This window comes from Curtobacterium sp. 18060 (assembly GCF_902706105.1).
Taxonomy (GTDB): Bacteria; Actinomycetota; Actinomycetes; order Actinomycetales; family Microbacteriaceae; genus Curtobacterium.
In genome coordinates, this window is record NZ_CACSJV010000056.1 from 1 (window position 1) to 21,762 (window position 21,762).

Annotated in this window: 15 protein-coding genes and 1 rRNA gene; 6 read left to right on the forward strand and 10 right to left on the reverse strand. The window is 71.3% G+C overall.

All coding sequences use genetic code 11. The features are described 5' to 3' along the window. The 5 genes from GVL05_RS17395 to GVL05_RS17415 all read left to right on the forward strand — a co-directional run. A partial coding sequence (locus tag GVL05_RS17395; protein ID WP_327785647.1) for an ABC transporter ATP-binding protein occupies positions 1-850 on the forward strand: 850 nt, incomplete at its 5' end. After that, entirely contained in the window at positions 847-1,656 is an 810-nt protein-coding gene (locus GVL05_RS17400) for an ABC transporter permease (RefSeq protein ID WP_123340280.1), read from the forward strand. The genes GVL05_RS17395 and GVL05_RS17400, both read left to right, overlap by 4 nt. Before the next feature lie 53 nt (positions 1,657-1,709). Next, a complete protein-coding gene (locus tag GVL05_RS17405) occupies positions 1,710-2,915 on the forward strand; it encodes a sensor histidine kinase (RefSeq protein WP_159573959.1) in 1,206 nt (401 codons plus the stop codon). Beyond that, positions 2,912-3,541: a response regulator transcription factor gene (locus GVL05_RS17410; RefSeq protein WP_159573960.1), complete on the forward strand. Its 630-nt coding sequence runs from the start codon at positions 2,912-2,914 to the stop codon at positions 3,539-3,541. The genes GVL05_RS17405 and GVL05_RS17410 overlap by 4 nt, the downstream gene beginning before the upstream one ends. An 85-nt stretch (positions 3,542-3,626) precedes the next feature. Then, positions 3,627-5,231 (forward strand): MFS transporter, encoded by a 1,605-nt coding sequence (locus GVL05_RS17415; RefSeq protein ID WP_159573961.1) that lies wholly within the window; start codon positions 3,627-3,629, stop codon positions 5,229-5,231. Between the two features lie 206 nt (positions 5,232-5,437). Here the strand turns inward: GVL05_RS17415 and GVL05_RS17420 are convergent, their stop codons facing one another. The 6 genes from GVL05_RS17420 to GVL05_RS17445 are packed head-to-tail and all read right to left on the reverse strand — an operon-like array spanning position 5,438 to position 13,067. Further along, a complete protein-coding gene (locus tag GVL05_RS17420) occupies positions 5,438-7,591 on the reverse strand; it encodes a glycoside hydrolase family 36 protein (RefSeq protein ID WP_159573962.1) in 2,154 nt (717 codons plus the stop codon). After that, on the reverse strand, positions 7,552-8,445 hold the full coding sequence (locus tag GVL05_RS17425; protein WP_123340275.1) for an ABC transporter ATP-binding protein: 894 nt from the start codon (positions 8,443-8,445) through the stop codon (positions 7,552-7,554). Before GVL05_RS17425 ends, GVL05_RS17420 begins: the two co-directional genes overlap by 40 nt. Continuing rightward, positions 8,442-9,314 carry an ABC transporter ATP-binding protein gene (locus GVL05_RS17430; protein WP_159573963.1) on the reverse strand — a complete coding sequence of 291 codons (873 nt, stop codon included), beginning with the start codon at positions 9,312-9,314 and terminating at the stop codon, positions 8,442-8,444. Before GVL05_RS17430 ends, GVL05_RS17425 begins: the two co-directional genes overlap by 4 nt. After that, entirely contained in the window at positions 9,311-10,345 is a 1,035-nt protein-coding gene (locus GVL05_RS17435; RefSeq protein ID WP_159573964.1) for an ABC transporter permease, read from the reverse strand. The genes GVL05_RS17430 and GVL05_RS17435 overlap by 4 nt, the downstream gene beginning before the upstream one ends. A 12-nt stretch (positions 10,346-10,357) precedes the next feature. Then, positions 10,358-11,347 carry an ABC transporter permease gene (locus GVL05_RS17440; RefSeq protein ID WP_111086984.1) on the reverse strand — a complete coding sequence of 330 codons (990 nt, stop codon included), beginning with the start codon at positions 11,345-11,347 and terminating at the stop codon, positions 10,358-10,360. 34 nt (positions 11,348-11,381) lie between these two features. Beyond that, positions 11,382-13,067 carry an ABC transporter substrate-binding protein gene (locus GVL05_RS17445; RefSeq protein WP_123292358.1) on the reverse strand — a complete coding sequence of 562 codons (1,686 nt, stop codon included), beginning with the start codon at positions 13,065-13,067 and terminating at the stop codon, positions 11,382-11,384. Positions 13,068-13,184: 117 nt separating this feature from the next. Between GVL05_RS17445 and GVL05_RS17450 the strand changes: the two genes are divergently transcribed. Continuing rightward, positions 13,185-15,842: a glycoside hydrolase family 2 protein gene (locus GVL05_RS17450; protein WP_159573965.1), complete on the forward strand. Its 2,658-nt coding sequence runs from the start codon at positions 13,185-13,187 to the stop codon at positions 15,840-15,842. A 304-nt stretch (positions 15,843-16,146) separates the two neighbouring features. Here GVL05_RS17450 and GVL05_RS17455 read toward each other — a convergent pair whose 3' ends face one another. The 4 genes from GVL05_RS17455 to rrf form a co-directional block, all read right to left on the reverse strand. After that, positions 16,147-18,309: an alpha-galactosidase gene (locus GVL05_RS17455; protein ID WP_235036042.1), complete on the reverse strand. Its 2,163-nt coding sequence runs from the start codon at positions 18,307-18,309 to the stop codon at positions 16,147-16,149. Further along, on the reverse strand, positions 18,306-20,321 hold the full coding sequence (locus GVL05_RS17460) for a beta-galactosidase (protein WP_159573966.1): 2,016 nt from the start codon (positions 20,319-20,321) through the stop codon (positions 18,306-18,308). Before GVL05_RS17460 ends, GVL05_RS17455 begins: the two co-directional genes overlap by 4 nt. Before the next feature lie 92 nt (positions 20,322-20,413). Beyond that, entirely contained in the window at positions 20,414-21,544 is a 1,131-nt protein-coding gene (locus GVL05_RS17465) for an ROK family transcriptional regulator (RefSeq protein ID WP_159573967.1), read from the reverse strand. A 98-nt stretch (positions 21,545-21,642) separates the two neighbouring features. Further along, positions 21,643-21,759 (reverse strand): 5S ribosomal RNA (gene rrf, locus GVL05_RS17470). Between the last annotated feature and the right edge of the window lie 3 nt (positions 21,760-21,762).

A 21,762-nucleotide genomic window follows, 5' to 3' on the forward strand; every position in this document is an offset into this window, starting at 1 on the left:
GGCTGGACCCATGCCCGAGTCCCCCGCCATCGAGGTCCAGCACCTCAGCAAGCAGTACGCCACCGGCAAGGTCGCCGTCGACGACGTCAGCTTCGTCATCCAGCCCGGCGAGACCTTCGCCCTCCTCGGCCCGAACGGCGCCGGCAAGTCCACGACGGTCGAGATCCTCGAGGGGTACCGGTCGCGCACCGCCGGCGAGGTCCGCGTCCTCGGTCACGACCCCGCACGGACGAGCCGCAGCCACAACGCACGCATCGGCATCGTCCTGCAGACCAGCGCCGAGTCCCCGAACGTCACGGTCGCCGAGCAGCTGAACCACTTCGCGACGCTCTACCCGAAGCACCGCAGCACCGAGGAACTCCTCGCAGCGACCGGCCTCGAGCAGCAGCGCAACACCCGCATCGCTCGCTTGAGTGGCGGCCAGCGCCGCCGTGTCGACGTCGCCCTCGGCATCATCGGCCGCCCCGAGGTCCTGTTCCTCGACGAACCGACCACGGGCTTCGACCCCGAGGCCCGTCGCCAGTTCTGGGAGCTCCTGCGCCAGGTGCAGTCCGAGGGCACGACGATCCTGCTCACCACGCACTACCTCGACGAAGCCGCCCAGCTCGCCGACCGGGCAGCGGTGATCGCCGACGGGAGGCTGCTCGACATCGCCCCGATCGACGAGATCGGTGGCGCCGAAGCCCGCACACCACGAGTCCGCTGGCGCGACGACGCCGGCGACCTGCACGACGAGCGGACGACCGACCCGACAGCCCTCGTCCGCAGCAGCACCACGGCCATGCACGACCTCGAAGTCATCCGCCCGTCCCTCGAGGACGTCTACCTCGGAATGGTGGGCCAGAAGTGAACACCGCGACCAGCCGCATCTCGTACGAGATCCGCTCCTACTTCCGTGCCCCCGACGCGGTCTTCTTCACGTTCCTCTTCCCCATCATCATGCTGGCGCTGTTCTCGGTGGCCTTCGCGGACGCCGACCCGATCCGCGCCGTCGCCAGCAACGGCCGACCGATCAGCGTCGACTACGCCACCTACTACCTGCCCGGCCTCGTCGCGACGGGCATCCTCCTCTCCGGCACCCAGTCCCTCGGCGTCGACATCGCGACCGAACGCAGCGACGGCACGCTGAAGCGCCTCGGCGGCACACCACTGCCGGTCCTGAGCTACTTCGTCGGCAAGATCGGCATGGTGCTCGTCACGACCATCGTGCAGACGGCGCTGCTGCTCGGGATCGCGAGCCTGGTGTTCGGCGTCGACCTGCCGACCGACGCGAGCAACTGGGGCGTCTTCGCGGGCGTCATGGTCCTCGGCATCGCCACCAGCTGCGTCCTCGGCATCGCGATCTCGGCGCTCCCCCGCGAGGGCCGCCGCGCCACCGCCACGATCGTCCCCATCGTCCTGGTGCTGCAGTTCATCTCCGGCGTCTACCTGCCCTTCACACAGCTGCCCGACTGGCTGCAGAACGTCGCGTCCGTCTTCCCCCTGCGCTGGATGGCGTCCGGCATGCGGTCCGTCTTCCTGCCCGACGCGTTCGCGTCCGCCGAGCCGGGAGGCGCGTGGCACCTCGCCCTCGGAACCCTCGTGTTGGTCGCGTGGCTGGTCGGGGGCACGGTGGCCTGCGCCCTCACCTTCCGCTGGAACCGCAAGGACTCCTGATGGTGCCTGTGGAGAACCGCTCCGCGGTCCTGCATCGATGGGATGCTGTGGTCATGAGCGGCGAGACGTGGGTGCGCAACCGGTGGTTGCACGTCTTCTTCGCGGGCACGATGCTCCTCACCGCCGTGATCACCGCGCTGGGCTGGTCCCCGTGGTCGACCCGCTGGCCGGCCTACCTGGCGGTTGTGGTCCTCGTCGTGGCGTACATCGGGTACGGGCACCGTGGCTACGACAGCCCCCGAGCCGCCGCCGCGTTCCTGGCGCTCGTCGTCGTCGCCGCCCTGGTGCTGCCGGCCGTCGTCCCGAGCACCGCGTTCGTGCAGTGCATCGTGTTCCCGCTCGTGTGGGTGCAGACGGAGCGCGTCCGTACCGCGGTCCTGTTGTCCGTCGCTGTGGGGGTCGCGAGCGGCATCGGCCTGCAGCTGTCGAGTGGCCCGGACGCCCTGGTCAGCACCCTGCTCATCGAGGGCATCAGCGTGATCGGTGCCTGCGCGATGGGTGTGTGGATCTCGAGCGTCGCCGGCCTGTCCGAGGAGCGCCGCCAGCTCGTCGAGGAACTCCGCGCCACCCAGCAGTCCCTCGCCGACGCGAACCGCACCGCGGGCATCGCGAGCGAACGGGAGCGCCTGGCCCGCGAGATCCACGACACCGTCGCGCAGAACCTCGCCGGGATCGTCATGCTCACCGAACGGGCCCGCGGCGACCTGGCGAACGACCGCTCCGACGCGCTGGAAGAACGACTCACCGTCCTCGAGGAGTCCGCCCGCGCCGCCCTCGAGGAATCGCGCACCCTCGTCGCAGCCGGAGCCGCCGGCATGACCCGCGACAGCCTCGCCGGCGCCCTCCACCGCCTCGCCGAACGGCACACCCGCGAAACGGGGACGCTGGTCACGGTCGACGCCGCGTCCGACTGCGTGCTGGACCGTGATGCGCAGGTGGTCCTGCTGCGGGTCGCGCAAGAGGCCCTCTCGAACGTCCGCGCCCACGCTGGCTCAGCCTCCGTGCAGGTCCGTCTGTTCCCCGATGAAGGGCACACGGTGCTGCGGATCACCGACGACGGCACCGGGTTCGACCCCGAGCAGCCCACGGCCGGGCACGGTCTGCGCGGGCTGCGGGAGCGCCTCGCCCTCGCTGGCGGCACCTGCACGATCACGAGCGCCCTGGGAAGGGGCACCGTCGTCGAGGCGACCCTGCCCACCGGAGCCGCACCGGGCCTCCCGTCCGCCGTTCGCCACCCCGTGGCGGAGGTGACCCGGTGATCCGCGTCGTGGTCGCCGACGACCACCCGATCGTCCGCTCGGGCATCGTCGCGCTGTTGCAGGACGCCGACGACATCGACGTGGTGGGCCAGGCCAGCGACGGTCGCGCAGCGGTGTCCGTCGTGCTGGCCGAGCGCCCCGACGTCGTGCTGATGGACCTGCGGATGCCGGAGCTCGACGGGGACGCGGCGACGGCGGAGATCCTCGCGGCCGAGCCGGACGTCCGCGTCCTGATCCTGACGACGTACGAGTCCGACGACCAGATCCTCGCGGCCATCGAGGCCGGGGCCACCGGCTACCTGCTCAAGGCCGCCCCGGAGTCCGAGATCCTCGCCGGCGTGCGGGCGACCGCGCGGGGCGAGACGGCACTGGCCCCTTCGGCTGCCGCTGCGCTGGTCCGACGAGCAACGGGTTCGTCGGCCGTGGCTGGCCCGTCGCTGACCCCGCGTGAACTCGAGGTCCTGCAGCTCGTCGCCCAGGGAAACTCGAACCCGGCGATCGGCCGCGCCCTGTTCCTCAGCGAGACGACGGTGAAGACGCACCTCGGGCACGTGTTCGAGAAGCTCGGCGTGAACGACCGCACCCGTGCCGTGACCCGCGCGATGGAGCTCCGCCTGCTCCCCTGATCCCCCGGTGCGCCGGTGCGCCGGTCATCGGGAGCGGGTGTACCGTCAGGTAGTCAGCATGCTGATCATCTGAGAGGACACGCACATGAGCGCCCCAGCCGCAGCTCCCACCACCACCCTCGATCGCCGTCGGTGGATCGGTCTGGTCGTGATCAGCCTGGCGGTCGCGCTCATCATCGTCGACTCCACGATCGTGAACGTGGCGATCCCGAGCATCGTCGCCGACCTCGACATCGGTTCGACGCTCGTGCAGTGGGTGCAGGAGAGCTACACGCTGGTCTTCGCCGCGCTGCTGCTCGTCTTCGGTGCCGTCGCCGACCGCTTCGGTCGCCGACGACTGCTGACCATCGGCGTGATCCTGTTCGCGGTGGCGTCGGTCCTGGCGGCGCTGTCCCCGACGGTCGAACTGCTCGTGGCGTCCCGCGTGCTGCAGGGTGTCGGTGGCGCGATGGTCCTGCCCACCACGCTGTCGATCCTCAACGCGACGTTCACCGGCCGGGAGCGCGGCATCGCCTTCGCGGTGTGGGGCTCCACGATCGGCGGGATGGTGGCGGTCGGTCCGCTGCTCGGCGGCTGGCTGACGACGGACTTCTCGTGGCGGTGGGCCTTCGGCATCAACGTCCCGATCGTGGCGGTCATCCTGGTCGGCCTCGCGGTCGCCGTGCGGGAGTCGCGCGACGCCGAGCACACCGGCCACATCGACCTCGTCGGCGCCCTGCTGTCCGTGATCGCGAGCGCTGCGCTGGTCTTCGGGCTGATCGAGGGTCGCACCTACGGCTGGTGGACTCCGTCGTCGACACCGTTCACGATCGGCTCGTGGTCGTGGGACGGCCCGATCTCGCCGATCCCCGTCGCGTTCGTGATCGCGATCGCTGCCGCGGCGGCCTTCGTCGTCCGCTCCCGGCGCCGGCAGCGTGCGGGCCGGTCGACGCTCATCGCCCTCGACCTGTTCGGCATCGGCTCGTTCCGGAACGGCTCGATCGCGGCGCTCATCGTGTCGCTCGGCGAGTTCGGCATCATCCTGTCGCTGCCCCTCTGGCTGCAGAACGTCCTCGGCTACTCGGCGCTGCAGACCGGCTTCGTGCTGCTGGCCCTGGCGATCGGGTCGTTCGTCGCGAGCGGGTTCGCGGCCACGGTCGGACAGCGGATCGGGGCGCTGCCGATCGTGCGGATGGGCATCGGCGCCGAGATCGTCGGGGTCGCCGCGATCGGGTTCGTCGTGACCTCGTCGACCCCGTGGTGGGCGATCGTCCCGTGCCTGTTCGTCTACGGCTTCGGCGTCGGACTCGCGACGGCCCAGCTCACCGGCGTCGTGCTGCAGGACGTCCCCGTGGAGCGCAGCGGCGAGGCCTCGGGTGCCCAGAGCACCGCGCGCCAGATCGGTTCAGCGCTCGGCATCGCGGTCCTCGGGACGGTGCTGTTCACCTCGACGGGCAGCATCCTGGAGCACCGCCTGCAGGACGCCGGCGTCTCGACCGCCCAGTCCGAGCAGATCGCCGACACCGTGGTGCAGTCCTCGGGCGGAGCGATCGCCGGCCTCGAGGGGCAGACCCGCGCCGACGCCGCCGAGGCGTTCTCCGACGGCACCCGCGCCGCCGCGTTCTCGGCCGCCGGCTTCCTGGTCATCGGCCTCGGTGCGACCCTGCGGCTCCGCGCCCCGCGCCGCCCCGACGACGAGGACCAGGCGTGACCGGGGGCCCCTTCCTGCACCGCTCCTGACGGTTCTGGTTGACGATCCCCGAAGATCCTGAACCAGAACCGTCACCGGCCGGACACGAACCCGCGTCCCCCGTGCCGTGGACGCGACCACCGACGGGACGGGAGGCGCGGCGCCTGCCTGCACCGTGCCTCCCGTCCGCTCCGACGCGCGCCCTGCCATCGCGACGCGCGCCCCGCTCAGTGCTCCGCACCCGCCCCCTCCGGTCGGACGCGGAGCACCCGCGCTGTGGGGGTCGCCCCGCCGTTGGCGACCTCGAGCGAGCCCGAGGCGGCGTCCCACGCCACGGACCACGACCCGAGTGCCGTGGGGAACAGCGCCTCGACGACGACCGTCTGCCCGGCGAAGCCCGGCAGCGGCAACGACACCGATCCCGACGCACCGGGCAGCGACCACACCGACAAGTACAGATCGCCCGACACAGCGCGCAAGCCGAGCGCGAGCCAGGGGTCCTCCCACGCCGGCAGCCCGAGCGGCCACTCCGGCACCGACGACTCGATGACCTCGAGCACTGTCCGGTGTGCGGCGATGGCGTCCCCGACCACCGCACGCTGCGCCGACGACATCTCGTTCAGGTAGCCCGACAGGTACATCCGCCCGAGCACCCCGTTCACGAGCGACAGGTCGAACAGGTCGGGCGACATCGACGGCGCCGGGTATGCCCAGTTCCCGGCCTGCTCGGGCAGCATCGCGGCGGGTGCAGCGGCCGCGATCGACGCCGACAGCACCGGGTCCTGCTGGTCCGAGGTCGACTGCATGTGCAACCGGGACAGCATCGCGGAGTCGGCGCGCATTGCTCCCGAGGCGCAGTTCTCGATGAGCAGCGACGGGTACCGGGCCTGCACGTCGTCGAGCCAGTCGAGCAGCGCTCTGCTGGCCGAGACCGAGCCGTCCCACGGCCCCGTCATCGTGTTGTAGTCCATCTTGAAGAACGTCACGCCGAGCGACCCGACCAGTCGATCGACGACGGAGTCCAGGTGTGCCCGCGCGGCCGGTGACCGGAGGTCGAGCAGGTGCCGTCCGTGCTCCGCGACCCGCACGCCGTGGTGGTGCACGAAGGCGTCGTCCGGCAGGGTCGCGGCCAGCGGCGAGTGGATGCCGATGACCTCGGGTTCGAGCCAGAGCCCGGCCTGCATCCCCCGCGACCGGATGTGGTCGATGACGAACCCGAGCCCGGTCGGGAACCGCGAAGCAGCTTCCTCCCACGCTCCGACGGTGTCCCACCAGTGCCCCTCGGCGTACCAGCCGGCGTCGATGCAGAACAGGTCCGCTCCGGCGTCGGCAGCGGCGTCGATCAACGGCAGCAGCTTCTCGGTGGTCGGGTCGCCCATGAGCGTGTTCATGTAGTCGTTGAACACGAGCGGCAGGGCCCGATCGGCCTCGCGCACCTGCCGGAACGCCCGACGCTGTGCCGTGAGGACCTCGAACGCCCCACCGACCGAGCCGGCGATCCCCACCGACACCGGCACGGACACGAACGGCTGCCCCGGAGCCACGACCGCCGTCCACTGGTGCTCCTGGTCGGTCGGCCCGCCCAGCAGCACGTACGCGTGCCGTCGGGTCTCGCCGAGCTCGTACAGCCACGGCCCGTTGTGCTCGATCTGCCAGACGAGCGCGTAGGGCGTCGGCACAGCGCCGTCCGTCTGCAACACCCCGATCGGCAGTGCCTCACCGGTCGACCACGACCCTCGGTTCTGCACGACGGCGCGGCTGCGGGGCGGGTGGTGCTGCGCCTCGCGGTCGATGCGCGCCAGCCCGATCGACCGCAGTGGATCGGTCCGCCACCGGCTCTCGGCCGCCCAGTCGTTGTCCGCGTGCACGAGGGCCAGGTCGTCGACACCGACCCCGGAGTCGGTCAGGAACGCCCCGGTCGCGAACGACGAGACGAAGTCCACGACGTGCTCGCCGTCGTCGGCGGACACCTCGGTCCACGTCTGGAAGCCCGGGACGTCGGCGCGCGCTCGGAACACCGACTCGACCTGGAGGCCCGTGGCCGCGTCCGCCTGCACGATCCGGACCCACGGATCGGTCACGTCGTCGGACACACGCCACGACACGGGTCGCAGTCGCGCCCCGATCGTGGAGTCCACGTGCCGGTACCCGCCCGGGAACCGCCCGTGTCCGATCGTCGTCAGCTCCACCAGGGGCTGCGGGTCCGCCGGCCCATCGAGGAGCGCCCCGTCGGCGCGCGCTCCGCCGGCCGCCACGAACGACACGAGTGCCGCGGGCTGGTCGTCGCCGATCCGGAACCGTGCCGAGAACCCGGGCGTGACCCAGTCGGCGAAGGCTCCGCTCACCGTGCGCCGACCGGTGCCGGCTCGCTCGACACCCACGCCCCGACACCGTGGTCGTAGCAGGTGGTGTTGTCGATCTTCGAGCGGTCGAGAGCGCTGCCCGAGGTCACCTTGCGGTCGATGCGCTCCGGGTCGGGGGCGGCCTCGGCGAGCAGCCGGGTGTAGTCGTGCTGCGGGTCGAGGATGACGGCGTCGGACGGCCCGCGTTCGACGACCCGGCCGCGGTAGAGCACCAGGATCTCGTCGGAGAAGTGCCGTGCGGTCGCCAGGTCGTGCGTGATGTACAGCACGGCGAGGTGGTCCTCGCGCTGCAGGCGGCCCATCAGGTTGAGCACGCTGAGCCGGATCGACACGTCGAGCATCGACACCGGTTCGTCGGCGATGAGCACCTGGGCCCCGGGGGCGAGTGCGCGGGCGATGGCGACGCGCTGCCGTTGCCCACCGGAGAGCTCGTGCGGTCGGCGGCTCGCGAAGTCCTCGTCGAGGTTGACGCGGCCGAGCAGTTCCCGCACCTTCTCGGCGGTCTCGTCGGCGCCCCGGGCTCGGTGGTGCAGCTGGAGCGGCCGGGCGATGTGGTGCTCGATCGAGTGGAACGGGTTGAGCGAGGCGAAGGGGTCCTGGAACACCATCTGCACGTGCCGGCGGTACATGCTGCCGACGACGGGCGTGCCGTCCTCGAGCCGCACGTCGATCGAGCCGCGGGTGGTGCTCTCGAGCTTGGCGAGCATCCGGGCGATGGTGGACTTGCCCGAGCCGGACTCCCCCACCAATGCCACGGTCTTCCCGGGCAGCAGCTCGAACGACACGTCGTCGACGGCGTGCAGGGTGGTCCGCTTGAGGCCCTTGCGGGTGTGGAAGTCCTTGCCGAGGTGGCTGACGGTCACGCTGGTCATCGGATCTCCTCGTGGACTGCGGCCGCGTGGTCGTCGAAGCCGGAGCGGATGAACGCGCCGCGCTCCCCCGACAGGCTCGGGAACGACTGCAGCAGCTTCTGCGTGTACGGGTGCTTCGGGTCGTGCTGGATGACCGAGGCCCGGTCGCACTCGACGACCTCGCCGCGCAGCATGATCGCGATGCGGTCGCTGATCTCGAGCAGCAGCGGCAGGTCGTGCGTGATGAACACGACGGCGAATCCGAGCTCGTCGCGCAGTCGGACGATCTCACGGAGGATCTCGCGCTGCACCACGACGTCGAGGGCGGTGGTGGGCTCGTCCATGATCATGATCTGCGGTTCGAGCAGCATGGCCATCGCGATCATGACGCGCTGGCGCATGCCGCCGGACAGTTCGTGCGGGTACGCGGTGATGCGGGACGGGTCGACGCCGACGCGGCTCAGGGCGTCCTCGGCGATCGCGCGCCGTTCCTTGCGGGACAGGTCGCGCCGGTGTTCCTTCAGGGCGTCGTCGAGCTGCGCCCGGATGGTGGTGACGGGGTTGAGGGCGTTCATCGCGCCCTGGAACACCATCGACAGCTTCGACCAGCGCACGGCCCGCAGCTGCTCGTGCGGCAGCCCGAGCAGGTCGATGTCGGTGCCGTCGCGGTCGTGGAACGTGATGCTGCCCGAGGCGACCTTCGCCGGCGGTCGGTGCAGCCGGGTGATGGCGTACGCCAGGGTCGTCTTGCCGCAGCCGGACTCCCCCGCGAGCCCGAGGATCTCGCCGGGGGCCAGGGTGAGCGACACGTCCTTGACGGCGTGCACGGGGTGTTCGGTCTCGTAGACGACGTCGAGGTGGTCGATCGTCAGCACGGCTTCGGCACTCATCGGACGAACTCCTTCGTGGTGCGTGCGGACCGCGAGGCGCGGGCGGCCCGCTTGGCGCGACGTTCGCGACGCCGCTGGGCGCGCACGTTCGCGAGTCGCGGGTTGATGACCTCGTCGATCGAGAAGTTCACCAGGGACAGGCCCATGCCGAGCAGTGCGATGAGCAGGCCGGGCGGCACGAACCACCACCAGGCGCCGTTCGCCAGCGCGAAGCCGTTCTGGGCGTAGAAGAGCATGGTGCCGAGCGTCGACGAGTTCGACGCCCCGAGGCCGAGGAACGACAACCCCGCTTCCCCGAGGATCGCGGCGATCACCGCGAACACGAACTGCGACGCCAGGACGGGCAGCAGGTTCGGCAGGATCTCGACGGCGATGACCCGCCAGGGTCGTTCGCCGGCGACACGGGCGGCGGAGACGTAGTCGCGGTTCCGGATCGACATCGTCTGCGCCCGCAGGACCCGGGCGGACCCGGCCCACGAGGTGATCGCGAGGACGACGGCGATGGTCCAGAGCCCGCGGGCCTCGCGCGGGACCAGGCCGGAGATGACGATCACGAGCGGCAGGCCGGGGATGACGAGGAACACGTTCGAGAACAGCGAGAACGCCTCGTCCATGATCCCGCCCAGGTAGGCGCCGAGGATCCCGAAGAACGCGGACAGCACGGTGGCGAGGACGCCGACGATCAGGCCGATCTGCAGGCTGCCGCGGGTGGCGTAGGCGAGCTGGGCGAGCACGTCCTGCCCGGTCTGGGTCGTCCCCAGGAGGTTCTCGCCGCTCGGTCCCTGCAGTCCGGAGTCGCGGATGGTGGTCGGGTCGCCGACGAGCAGCGGTCCGACGACGCCGAACAGCGTGACGCCGGCGACGAGCGCGATGCCCGTGATGAGCCACGGGGTCAGGGTCGGCAGGAAACGGCGGATGCCGCCCTTCGGTCGTGACGCTCGGGCCGTGGCGATGCTCCGCGTCGACCCGGCGTCGGCCTCTTCGGCGAGTGCGCCGATGGTGGGTTCGGTGTCCTGCTGGATGTTGGTCATGGCGTGTCCTCCCTAGCTCCGCGCCCGCGTCCGCGGGTCGATGAGCCCGTACAGCAGGTCGACGACGAGGTTCGCGCCGAGGACCGCCAGGGTGATGAACAGGAAGATCCCCTGCATGAGCGCGTAGTCGTTGTTGGTCACGGCGGACAGCAGCTTCGACCCGATGCCCGGGTACGAGAACACCTGCTCGGTGACGACGGAGCCGGACACGATGAACCCGAGGGAGATCGCGAACCCGGCGACGGAGGGCAGCACGGCGTTCCGGGCGGCGTAGTTCCGCAGGATCTTGCCGTCGGACAGCCCCTTGGCCTGGGCGGTGGTGATGTAGTCCTCGGACAGCGTCGACACCATCATGTTGCGCATGCCGAGCAGCCAGCCGCCCAGCGATGCGAGCACGATCGTCACGGCCGGCAGCACCCCGTACTGGATCGCCGAGGCGATGAAGTCCCAGTTGAACCCCGGTGTGAGGATCACGTCGTAGCCGCCCTGCGCCGGGAACAGGTGGATGCCGGTGGCGAAGAAGTACACCAGGATCAGCGCGAGCCAGAAGTACGGCACCGCGGCGAGCAGGGTGGTGGCCGGCACGAACGAGTCGAGCCAGGTGCCCGGACGCCAGCCGACGAAGGCGCCGAGGCCGACGCCGATGATGGCGGCCAGGATGGTGGCGATGCCGACCAGGGCGATGGTCCACGGCAGCGAGCTCGCGATGACCTCGGTGACGGGGGCCGGGAAGTAGCTGACGGACACCCCGAGGTCACCGCGGAACACGTTGACCAGGTAGTGGCCGTACTGGGAGATCAGCGGCTCCGAGGAATCGCCACCGAGGAGCAGCTCGTACGCCTGCCGTGTCGCCGGGGTCACCTGCCCGCCGCGCTGCTGGAGCTTGGCGAGCAGGATGTCCACCGGGTTCCCGGGCAGCAGCCGCGGGATGATGAAGTTCAGCGTCAGTGCCGCCCACAGCGCGACGATGTAGAAGCCGATCTTGCGCAGGAAGTAGGTCATCGTCGAGTGCTCCTCGGTCGCGATCCCATCGTGGTCAGCCCTTCGCCGGCTTCAGCGCCTTGAAGATCTCGGCGTTGTCCGGGCTCGCCCAGACGGCCGGGAAGGCGTAGAGGTCGTCCTTCGTGGGCCAGCCGGTGAACTTCGCCGCGTGGAACTCACTCGTCGTGCCGCCGGTCATCACGGGGATGTACGGCAGGTCCTCGACGATGTGCTGCTGGATCGTGTCGAGCTCCGGCTGCGTGGCGGCCGTGTCCTCGGGGTTGATCGTGGCGAGCTTCGCGATGGCCTTGTCCACGTCGGGGTTGCTGTACCGCGAGATGTTCATCGGGGCTGCAGCACCGACCTTCGCGGTGTTCGCCGTCGTGAAGTAGTTGTTGTACAGGTAGTACGGGTTCGCCGTCGGGCCCTGGCCGAGCGAGTCGATCGCGAGCTCGAAGTTGCCCTTGGTCTTCTTGTCGGTCCACTCGTTCCACGACGACTGCTGCGCCTTGAGCTCGATGCCCGCGGCCTTGAGCTGCTGGGTCATCGTGTCGATCGCGGTGATGTAGTCGGTCCAGCCGGTGACGACCTCGACCGTCAGGGACAGCTTCTTGCCGTCCTTGGCGTAGATGCCGTCGGCGCCCTTCTTCCACCCGGCGCCCTCGAGCGACGACGCGGCGGCGGCCTTGTCGGCGGTCTCCGGCATCACGGCCGGCTCGATGTCCTTCGAGATGGTGTCCTTCTGCGTCGTGGTGAGCGCGAAGGTCGGCGAGATCTCGCTCGCGGTGTTCTCGAACGCCAGCGAGTTGAGCTGCTTGCGGTTGATCGCGTCGGCGATGGCGTGCCGGACGGCCGGGTCGGTCTGCGGGCCGGTGCAGCCGAGGTCGGTGTTCGCGCAGGTGAGCAGCGCCATCTGGTTCTGGCCGACGGTGATGCCGTCGTAGCCGTTGTAGTTGCCGGCGATGTCGTCCATATTCGGCACCGGGCCGGTCTGCCAGTCGATCGAGCCCTGCTTGAGCGCGTCGGCGCCGGCAGTGTTGCCGGAGAGGGACAGGTAGCGGATGGTCTTCACGGCGGGGGCGCCGTCCCAGTACTTCTTGTTCGCCTCGAGGGTGAAGGCCTGCGCCTTGAAGGTGCCGAGCGTGTACGGACCGGTGCCGACGGGCTCGCGCACGACGTCGGTGGTCGGGTCGATGTCCTTCCACAGGTGCTCGGGCACGATCCAGGTCTTGCCGAGCAGGTTCGGGCCGAGCACGAACGACGGCTTGTCGAACGTCACGACGACCTTGTCATCGCCGTCGGCCTTCGCGGTGCCGTCGTAGCCGATCGAGTTGAGGGCCTTCTGCTTCTTGAGCATGTCGAGCGTGAACACGACGTCCTTCGAGGTGAAGGGCTCGCCGTCGCTCCAGGTCGCCCCGTCGCGCAGCGTGATGGTGAGCTGCGTGCCGTCGGTGTTCCACTCGTACGACTTGCCGAGCAGCGGCTTCGGGTCGTTCGTGTTGACGTTGGTGATGAAGAACAGCGACTCGTAGATCGTGCCGACGCCGCCGATGTTGGACGGCGACCACGGGTTGAAGTTGATCTGGTAGTCGCCGGACTGTCCGGTGTAGGCGACCAGGGTCGAGGCGGCGTCGTCCTTCGTGCTGGCGTTGCCGCTCGCGCTGCAGCCGCTCAGCGCGAGGCCGGCGGCGAGGAGGACGGCGGCGCCGATGGCGAGCCGTGAACGGGTTGGGTTGAACATCGTTGTCCTCTCGGTCTGCGTCGTCGCAGGATCCACGTTGTGAGCGTGATTGTTACACGCGTAAACTAAGGCGGTCAAGGGGTCGGGTCACGGCCCCGTCACGATTGAGGAGACGCAATGGAGCGGACCACCCTGGACGGCACGTGGACGGTCGAGGCGCTGCACGGCCCGGCGCAGGCCGATGCGCACCGGGAGCCGGTCGCCGCGATCGTCCCCGGCTGCGTGCACACCGACCTGCTGCGGGCGGGCCGGATCCCCGACCCGTTCGACGGCGACAACGAGGCTGCGACCCAGTGGATCGGCGACACCGTGTGGCGGTACCGCCGCACCTTCGCGTGGTCGGGCGAGACCGGCACGGGCCCGACCACGCACGCCCGCCACGACCTCGTCGCCGACGGACTCGACACCCTCGCGACGATCGAGCTGAACGGCATCGTCGTCGCCACCACCGCGAACCAGCACCGCGCGTACCGGTTCCCCGTCGGGCACCTGCTGCGCCCCGGCACGAACGAACTCGTGATCACCTTCGACGCCCCGGTCCCCGCGGCCGAACGGCTGTCCGCCCTGCACGGCGGCGAACTCCCCCACGTCAACCACCACCCGTACAACGCGCTCCGCAAGAACGCGTCGAACTTCGGCTGGGACTGGGGCATCGACGTCGCCACGAGCGGCATCTGGAAGTCGATCGGCATCGAGTCGTGGAGCGGCGCCCGCATCGCGGCCGTCCGCCCCCTCGTCGACGTCGACGGCACCACCGGCGTGCTCACCGCGCACGTCGACGTCGAGTCCGCAGGTTCCACCGGGGCCTTCTCCCAGCACATCGGGTCGGCTCCGGTCGCAGGGGTGTCCGGTCGGGCCGGCCTGGAGGCGCGGGTCACCCTGACCCCGCACGTCACCGCCGGCGGGGCCGACGGCCACGGCGCCGCCCTGGCCGAGCAGAGCACGTCCGCCCCCGGCGCGAGCGGCACCGAGGCGGCGGCGACGCCCGTCGGGTCCGGCACCGTGCCTCCCGTCCGCCCGTCCGCGCCGGGCGCGACGTCCGTCACAAGCGTGCACGCCGTCGTCGACGGCACCGCCGTCGTGCGGCTCGAGGTCCCCGACGTCGCCGTCTGGTGGCCGCGCGGCGAGGGCGACCAGCCGTTGTACGACGTCCGGGTCGAGGTCGGCGACGACGTCTGGACCGGCCGCGTCGGGTTCCGCACCGTGACGCTCGACACCGCCGCCGACGCGGGCGGAGCCCCGTTCCTGCTCCGGGTGAACGACCGGCCGGTGATCGTGCGGGGCGCGAACTGGATCCCCGACCACGCGTACCTGACCGAGATGACGCCCGAGCGCTACGCCGACCGGATCGACGACGCGATCGAGGCGAACGTCAACCTGCTCCGCATCTGGGGCGGCGGGACCTACGAGTCCGACGACCTGTACGACCGGTGCGACGAGCTCGGCGTGCTCGTCTGGCAGGACTTCCTGTTCGCCTGCGCCGCCTACGCCGAGGAGCCCTGGCTCGCCGACGAGGTCGAGCCCGAGGTCCGCGGGGCCGTCACCCGGCTCAGCCCGCACCCGTCGCTCGTGGTGTGGAACGGCAACAACGAGAACCTCGTCGCGTACGCCGAGTGGGGCTGGCGGCCGTCGCTCGTCGGCCGGACCTGGGGCAACGGCTACTACCGCTCGCTGCTGCCCGCGATCGTCGCCGAGCTCGACCCGACCCGTCCGTACACGCCGGGCAGCCCGTTCTCGTTCGACGAGTACCTGACGCCGAACGACGAGCGGAACGGCAGCGTGCACATCTGGGACGTCTGGAACCGGCTCGACTACCGCGCCTACGCCGACTGGAACCCGCGGTTCGTGGCGGAGTTCGGGTTCCAGGGCCCGCCCGCCTGGTCGACCCTCACCGCGGTGGTGCACGACGAGCCGCTCGACCCCGACGGCCACGAGATGCTCGTGCACCAGAAGGCCGACCAGGGCAACCGGAAGCTCGCCGACGGCATGCGCGGGCACCTGCCGACGCCGACGAGCATCGAGGACTGGCACTGGGCGTCACAGCTCAACCAGGCGCACGCGATCCGCTTCGGCATGGAGTGGTTCCGGTCCCGCACGCCCGACAACACCGGGATGATCGTCTGGCAGCTCAACGACGACTGGCCCGTGGTGTCCTGGGCGCTCGTCGACCACGCGGGCATCCGGAAGCCCGTCTGGTACGCGGTGCGGCAGGCCTACCAGCCGGTGCTGCTCACGGTGCAGCCCGCTGCTGAGGGTGCTGCTGGTGGGCTCGACGTCGTGCTCGTGAACGCGTCCGGGGCGCCGGTCGCCGACGAGGTCACGGTCTCCCGCGTCGCGTTCGACGGCACGGTGCTCGACTCGTCGTCGTTCTCGCTCGCCGCCGCACCCGCCGACGCCGACCGGGTCACGCTGCCGGCCTCGCTCGCGGTGCCCGGGGACGCCGGGTCCGAGGTGCTCGTCGTCACCGGAGCCGGAACCCGCACGGTGTTCGACTTCGCCGAGGTCGTCGACCAGGTGCTCGCCCGCTCGCCGCTGTCCACGTCGGTCACGGGGACGGACGACGGGGCGGTCGTCACGGTGACGGCGACGTCCTACGCGCGGGACGTCTCGCTGTTCCCGGACCGTGTGGACCCCGCCGCTCGGGTCGACGACGGGTTGGTGTCCCTGCTCGCCGGCGAGTCGGTGACCTTCACGGTGACGGGTGCGCCGGGCATCGACCCCGAGGCACTCTTCGGCCCGCTCGTCCTCCGCCACGCGGGCTCGCTCCTCCCCTGACGAGCCCCGCGCCCGGGCGGGGACGGGTTCTGCCAACGGCGTGACGGTTCTGGTTCACGATCCTGCGAGATCGCGAACCAGAACCGTCAGCACACCAGTACGGCCGCGCCGTCCCGCCGAGCGGGCGAAACACCCGCGTGCGCACGCCACGAACCGGGATGTTCCGCCCGCTCGCCGGCCGCGCCTGCCCGACCACGGCCGACGGCCGACGGCCGACGGCAGCCGGCCGTCGGCGGCCGGCAGGCCGACGGCGGCAGGCAGGCCGACGGCGGCAGGCAGGCCGACGGCGGCAGGCAGGGTCGCGTCAGTCGAGGGCGTGCAGCTCGAACACGATGGCGGTCGCGGGGGCCAGCAGCGGCAGCCGCGCCCCGACGTCCTCGAGCACCGCACCCGACAGCTCCAGGTACCCGCGCACGAGCCACGCCGGCGGCACCATGTCGAGTCCGTGCGGCACCCGCAGCCCCGTGACGGGGGCGAGCCGGTAGCGCCGCGCCCGGTCGAGCCCCCGCATCCGCAAGGGCACCGGCAGCGACTGCGGCCCGGTCTCGGTCCGTGCGACCCGCACCAGCGCCCGCGACCGGTCGACGGCCACGACCGAGGTCGCCACGAGCCCGGGGTCGCCGAGCTCCAGGTGCCGCAGCCGCCCGGTGTGCAGCAGCCCACGCTCCCGCTTGTACAACGCCGTCCACGCCCGCAGCCGGTCGAGCTCCGTCGGGGACAGCCGGGTGACGTCGGTCTCGATGCCGGCGGATCCGAACAGCGACACCGCCATCCGGAAGTCCAGGTCGAGGTGCCGGCCGGTCGTGTGCGAGACCTCGGGGCCGACGTGCGAGCCGATCAGCTCGAGCGGCAGCAGTGCCTCCGTCCAGCGTTGGATCGGCAGGCGTTCGAACGCGTCGTTCGAGTCCGACGGCCACACCCGGTCGGTGCGCTCCAGCACGCCGAGATCGACCCGGGCGCCGCCGCTCGCGCACGCCTCGATCTCGAGCCACGGGTGCCGGGCGCGCAGGGCGTCCATCAGCGTCCAGACCCCGCGGGTGTGCGCGTCGATGCCGGCGCGTCCGGCGTGGACCGCGTGCACGATGTCACGGTTCTGGTCCCACTTCACGAAGTCGACGTGGTGCGCCCCGATGACTGCGGACATCGCCTCGAGCACGTACGCCCGCGCGAGCGGGTTCGCCATGTCGAGCACGTACTGGTTCCGCCAGGTGCGCACGTGGTCCTCGGGGCGCTGCAGCAGCCACTCGGGGTGCGCCGCCGCGAGCTCGGAGACCGGGCTCACCATCTCGGGCTCGAACCACAGCCCGAACTCCATGCCGAGTCCGCGGACCCGGTCGACGAGCGGCCCGAGGCCGTCCGGCCACACCGTCGGGTCGACGCGCCAGTCCCCCAGCGACGTCGAGTCCGAGCGCCGCCCGAGGAACCAGCCGTCGTCGAGCACGAACCGCTCGACGCCGATGTCCGCAGCGGTCTCGGCCAGGGCGACCAGGGGCGCGAGGCCCTGCCGGTAGTAGACGGCCTCCCACGTGTTGAGCACCACCGGCCGGGGGCGCACCGGGTGACCGGGGCGGCTGCGGAGTGAGTCGTGCAGCCGGTCGGACAGGCCGTCGAGCCCGGCGTCGCTCCACACGAAGACGGCGTCGGGCGCGGCGAAGGACTCCCCCTGCCGGAGGACCACCTCGCCGGCGCGCAGGAGTTCCCCGGCACCGAGCAGCGGTCGCGCCTCGGCGAGCAGGTCGTGGCGGTGCACCGAGTCGGCGCTCCAGGCCAGGTGCACACCCCAGACCTCACCGGAAGCGTCCGAGAACCCCGGCGTCCCGAGCACGAGCAGCGTCGGGGCGTCGTGGCCGGTGCGACCGCGGCGGCTCTCCCGTGCGTGGCTGCCGGCGGTCAGGGTCCGGCGCTGCGGGGTGCGCTCCCGCGTCCACCGTCCGGCCAGGTCGAGCACCTCGCCGACCCGTTCGCCAACGGGCAGCGTCGCCTCGAGTGCCTGCAGGTGCACGGGCACGGTAGCCCCGTTCGTTACGGTGTGCCCGACGCGCAGCACCCCCGCGGCGTCGAGCCGGAAAGCACTCCGCAGCAGCAGTTCGTCGGACACCGCGGTCACGACCAGTGCGCCCGGCTCCGCGGTCACCTCGACGTCGCGCCACCGCGGCACGAGCGGCAGCCCGTCGACGTGCCCGGCGATCGCGGGTCGTCCCTCCCACCCGTCGCGTTCGGTCGGCAGCACGGTCAGTGGCCAGGCCGCGTCGAGGGCGCTCGGTCCGAGCGGCCGTCCGAGCGCGAGCAGCAGTTCGGCGCCGTCACCGTCCGTGACGGGTCCGACGTCGCGGCCCCAGTGCAGCACCTCGGGCAGTCCGTCGTCGGCGGTCGCCAGCACGAGCGACACCCCGCCGCCTCGCAGGACCTGCACCTGCCGTCCGTCGAGTGCGCGCGCCGGCGCCGGATCGCGGTCCACGACGGTCACGACGCACGCTCCTCGCGCAGGACGCGGACGCGACCGGCGGGCACGACGGTCTCCGGCCTGTGGCCGGAGCCGTCGAGCAGGTCCGTACCGGACGCGACGACCGTCACGTCGTCCGCGCGGTGGTTGACGAGGAACAGGAACACGGAACCGTCGTCGTGGACGCGGCGCACCGCCTCCAGGCCAGGAGGCGCGGTGACCGTCCGCGGGAGCGCGCGCTCCTCGATGACCCGGTCCACGAGCCGCTGGGTGCTCTGGGCAGGCAGCATCGCGGACACGTACCAGGCGCCGCCGCCGACGGCGCGGCGGGTGACCGCTGCGCGGTCCGCGAGCGGCCCGTCCGTGTACCGGAGCACGACGTCGGCGTCGTCGACCACGACGGCCTCGGCCCAGTCGCTGACGGTGCCGCCGTCGTCGAGCGTGCGGGTCTCGTCACGCTGCAGCGGGGTGAACTCCTCGCTCCAGGCGCCGAGCACCTGCCGGAACGCGCCCGGGTAGCCGCCGGCGCGGATGCGGGCGGTCTCGTCGGCGACGCCGGACAGGTAGGTGACGATGAGGGTCGCACCGCGGTCGACCACCGCGGCGATCCGTGCGGCGGTGGCGTCGTCGACGATGAGCATCGTGGGGACGACCACCACGTCGTAGCCGTCGAGGTCGGCGTCCGAGGGCACGACGTCGGTGAGCACCTGCCGGTCGTGGAACGCGGCGTACCAGGCACGGAGCTCCCGCGAGTACCGCAGTGCTCGGTGCGGCTTCAGCCCGGACTGCAGCGCCCAGCCGGACGGCTCGTCGACGACGATCGCGACCCGGGCCGGTTCGACGCGGCTGCCCTGCACGGGGGCGAGGTCGCGGAGTGCGCGGCCGAGCGCGATCACCTCGCGCCAGATCCGGGTGCGGGTGCCGGCGTGCGGGACCATCGCGGAGTGGAACTGCTCGGCCCCCGCGGTGGAGGCCCGCCACTGGAAGAACAGTGCGCCGTCGGACCCGCGGGCGACGTGCACGAGCGAGTTGCGCAGGATCTCGCCCGGTTCCTTCGCCCGATTGCGCTGCTGCCAGCTCGGGCCGCCCGTCGAGTGCTCCATGAGCAACCACGGGGTGCGGCCGGCGGTGATGCCGCGCATCCGATCGGCCGCGAGGGCGAGGTCCTGCTCACGGTGCGGGTCGTCGACGAGCGTGTAGTGGTCGTTCGCCGGGATCGCGACGTGCTTCGCCCACGCGGCGTAGTCGACGACCTGCGACCCCGCACCGACCATGAAGTTCGTCGTGACGGGGACGTCCGAGTACTGCTCGATGACGGCCTTCTCGGCGTCGAAGTGCCGGAGCAGGGCGTCGGACGAGTACCGCTCGAAGTCCAGCAAGAGGCCGGGGTTCGGTGCGCCGCCGACGCCACGTGGGGGCGAGACCTCGTCGAAGGACGTGTAGGTGTGCCCCCAGAAGGCCGTTCCCCACGCGGCGTTCGCAGTGTCGACGTCCCCGTACCGGTCGGCGAGCCAGCGCCGGAAGTCCGCTGCCGACTCCTCGCAGTAGCAGCGGCCGTTCCCGCCACCGAGCTCGTTGCTCACGTGCCACAGCCGCACCGCGGGGTGGTGACCGTACCGTTCGGCCAGGGCGCCGACGATCCGCAGGGCGTGCTCGCGGAAGACCGTCGACGCCGCACACCACCCGAGGCGTCCGCCCGGGCGCTCCCGTCGCTCCGTGGCGTCCACCGGCAGCACCTCGGGGTGGGCGGTCAGCAGCCAGTTCGGCGGGGCGGCGGTCGGCGTCGCGAGGTCCACGGCGATGCCGTTGTCGTGCAGCAGGGCGATGACGTCGTCGAGCCAGTCGAAGGTGTACTCCCCCGGCGACCGCTCGAGCAGCGCCCACGAGAAGACCCCGATCGTGACCAGGTTCACCCCGGCCTCGCGCATCAGGCGGACGTCCTCGAGCCAGACCTCGCGCGGCCACTGTTCAGGGCTGTAGTCGCCGCCGAACGACAGGCCGTCGGTCGGCCACGGGACGGTGGGGGCAGCGGTCACGGCATCTCCTTCGATGGGTGGACCGCACCAGCCTCCCGTCTCCGGCGGCGTTTGTCAACGTGTGTAACTAACGCGGTGTCAGTGGTGCCGCATCAGGTCTCGAGCAGCTGCCGGATCGCCAGGACCGCCCCCGCTCGCGCCCACTCCGAGAACTCGAACGGCTGCACCTCGACGGTCACCGGCTGCCGGTACGGCGCCAGGGCCGCACGGAGCGACTCGTCCACCGTGGTCCGTGCCAGGTCGTACACCGGCAGCCCGTCCCCGGTCAGGACGATCGCGGCGGGGTCGGCGATGTGCACCGCAGTGGCCAGGACGACACCGAGTGCTCGTCCGGCGTCCTCGAACGCCGCCACGGCCTGCTCGTCACCGTTCCGCGCGAGCTCGACGACATGCTCGTAGGACGATCCCTCGCGCCCGGCGTTCCGCACGATCACCGGACTCGGCAGGTAGCTCGAGGCACACCCCGCGTGGCCGATGCCGCAGTCGGGCCCACCACCGAGGACCGGGAGGTGCCCGATCCGACCGAGCCGCCCGTGCTCGCCGGTGGAGACCTGCCCGTTCACGATGAGCCCGAGCCCGAGCCCCTCACCCACGGTGACCAGGGCCATCGACCCACGGCCGGCGCCGGCACCGAACCAGTGCTCCTTGACGGTCAGGGCGTGGACGTCGTTCGCCGTGAAGGCTGCGAGCCCCGTTCGCTCCCGGACCATCCGTGCGAACGGGACGTCGGTCCACCCGAGGAACGGCGACGACGCGACAACGGCCTCTCCGCCCCGGATGAGGACGTCACCGGGCAGGGACACCCCGACGGCGCAGATCGCAGGGTGCACGGCACGGAGGCGCTCGTGCACGGTGCTGATCTGGTCGGCCAGGTCTTTCGGGACGGTGGACGGGACGGTCTCCTCGTGCAGGGCAAGAACGCGTCCGCCCAGGTCGGTCACCGCGGCGTACAGGCGCTCCCGGGTCAGCTTGACGCCGAGGAACTCCCACTGCCCCGAACTCGACTGCAGCAGCTCCGACGGCCGACCGGTGGCCCCACGCACGTCGGTACCGACCTCGACCACGAGCCGGTGTGCCACGAGGATCCGCATCGCCCGGGTCAGGCTCGCGCGCGACAGCCCGAGCGACCGTGCGATCTCCGCCCGCGAGAGCGTGCCGTGGATGAGGATCTCCCGCAGTGCCAAGCGGGAACCCTCGGGCAGTGCCGGCCAGGCTTCGGTCATCGTTCCTCCGTCGTCGGCTGATCCTACGGCTCAGCCCGGAAACGCAGAAAACCCCTGACCAGTGCTGGTCAGGGGTTCCCTGGTCTTACCTACGTTAAGTCCGGCGGCGTCCTACTCTCCCACAAGGTCCCCCTTGCAGTACCATCGGCGCTGAGAGGCTTAGCTTCCGGGTTCGGAATGTGACCGGGCGTTTCCCTCTCGCTATGACCACCGGAACA

Excerpts from the sequence above, each read along its gene's own strand:
- GVL05_RS17405 (WP_159573959.1), top strand. The coding sequence starts at position 1,710 with ATGAGCGGCGAGACGTGGGTGCGCAACCGGTGGTTGCACGTCTTCTTC.
- GVL05_RS17415 (WP_159573961.1), top strand. The coding sequence starts at position 3,627 with ATGAGCGCCCCAGCCGCAGCTCCCACCACCACCCTCGATCGCCGTCGG.
- GVL05_RS17425 (WP_123340275.1), bottom strand. The coding sequence starts at position 8,445 with ATGACCAGCGTGACCGTCAGCCACCTCGGCAAGGACTTCCACACCCGC.
- GVL05_RS17430 (WP_159573963.1), bottom strand. The coding sequence starts at position 9,314 with ATGAGTGCCGAAGCCGTGCTGACGATCGACCACCTCGACGTCGTCTAC.
- GVL05_RS17435 (WP_159573964.1), bottom strand. The coding sequence starts at position 10,345 with ATGACCAACATCCAGCAGGACACCGAACCCACCATCGGCGCACTCGCC.
- GVL05_RS17440 (WP_111086984.1), bottom strand. The coding sequence starts at position 11,347 with ATGACCTACTTCCTGCGCAAGATCGGCTTCTACATCGTCGCGCTGTGG.
- GVL05_RS17445 (WP_123292358.1), bottom strand. The coding sequence starts at position 13,067 with ATGTTCAACCCAACCCGTTCACGGCTCGCCATCGGCGCCGCCGTCCTC.
- GVL05_RS17450 (WP_159573965.1), top strand. The coding sequence starts at position 13,185 with ATGGAGCGGACCACCCTGGACGGCACGTGGACGGTCGAGGCGCTGCAC.
- GVL05_RS17465 (WP_159573967.1), bottom strand. The coding sequence starts at position 21,544 with ATGACCGAAGCCTGGCCGGCACTGCCCGAGGGTTCCCGCTTGGCACTG.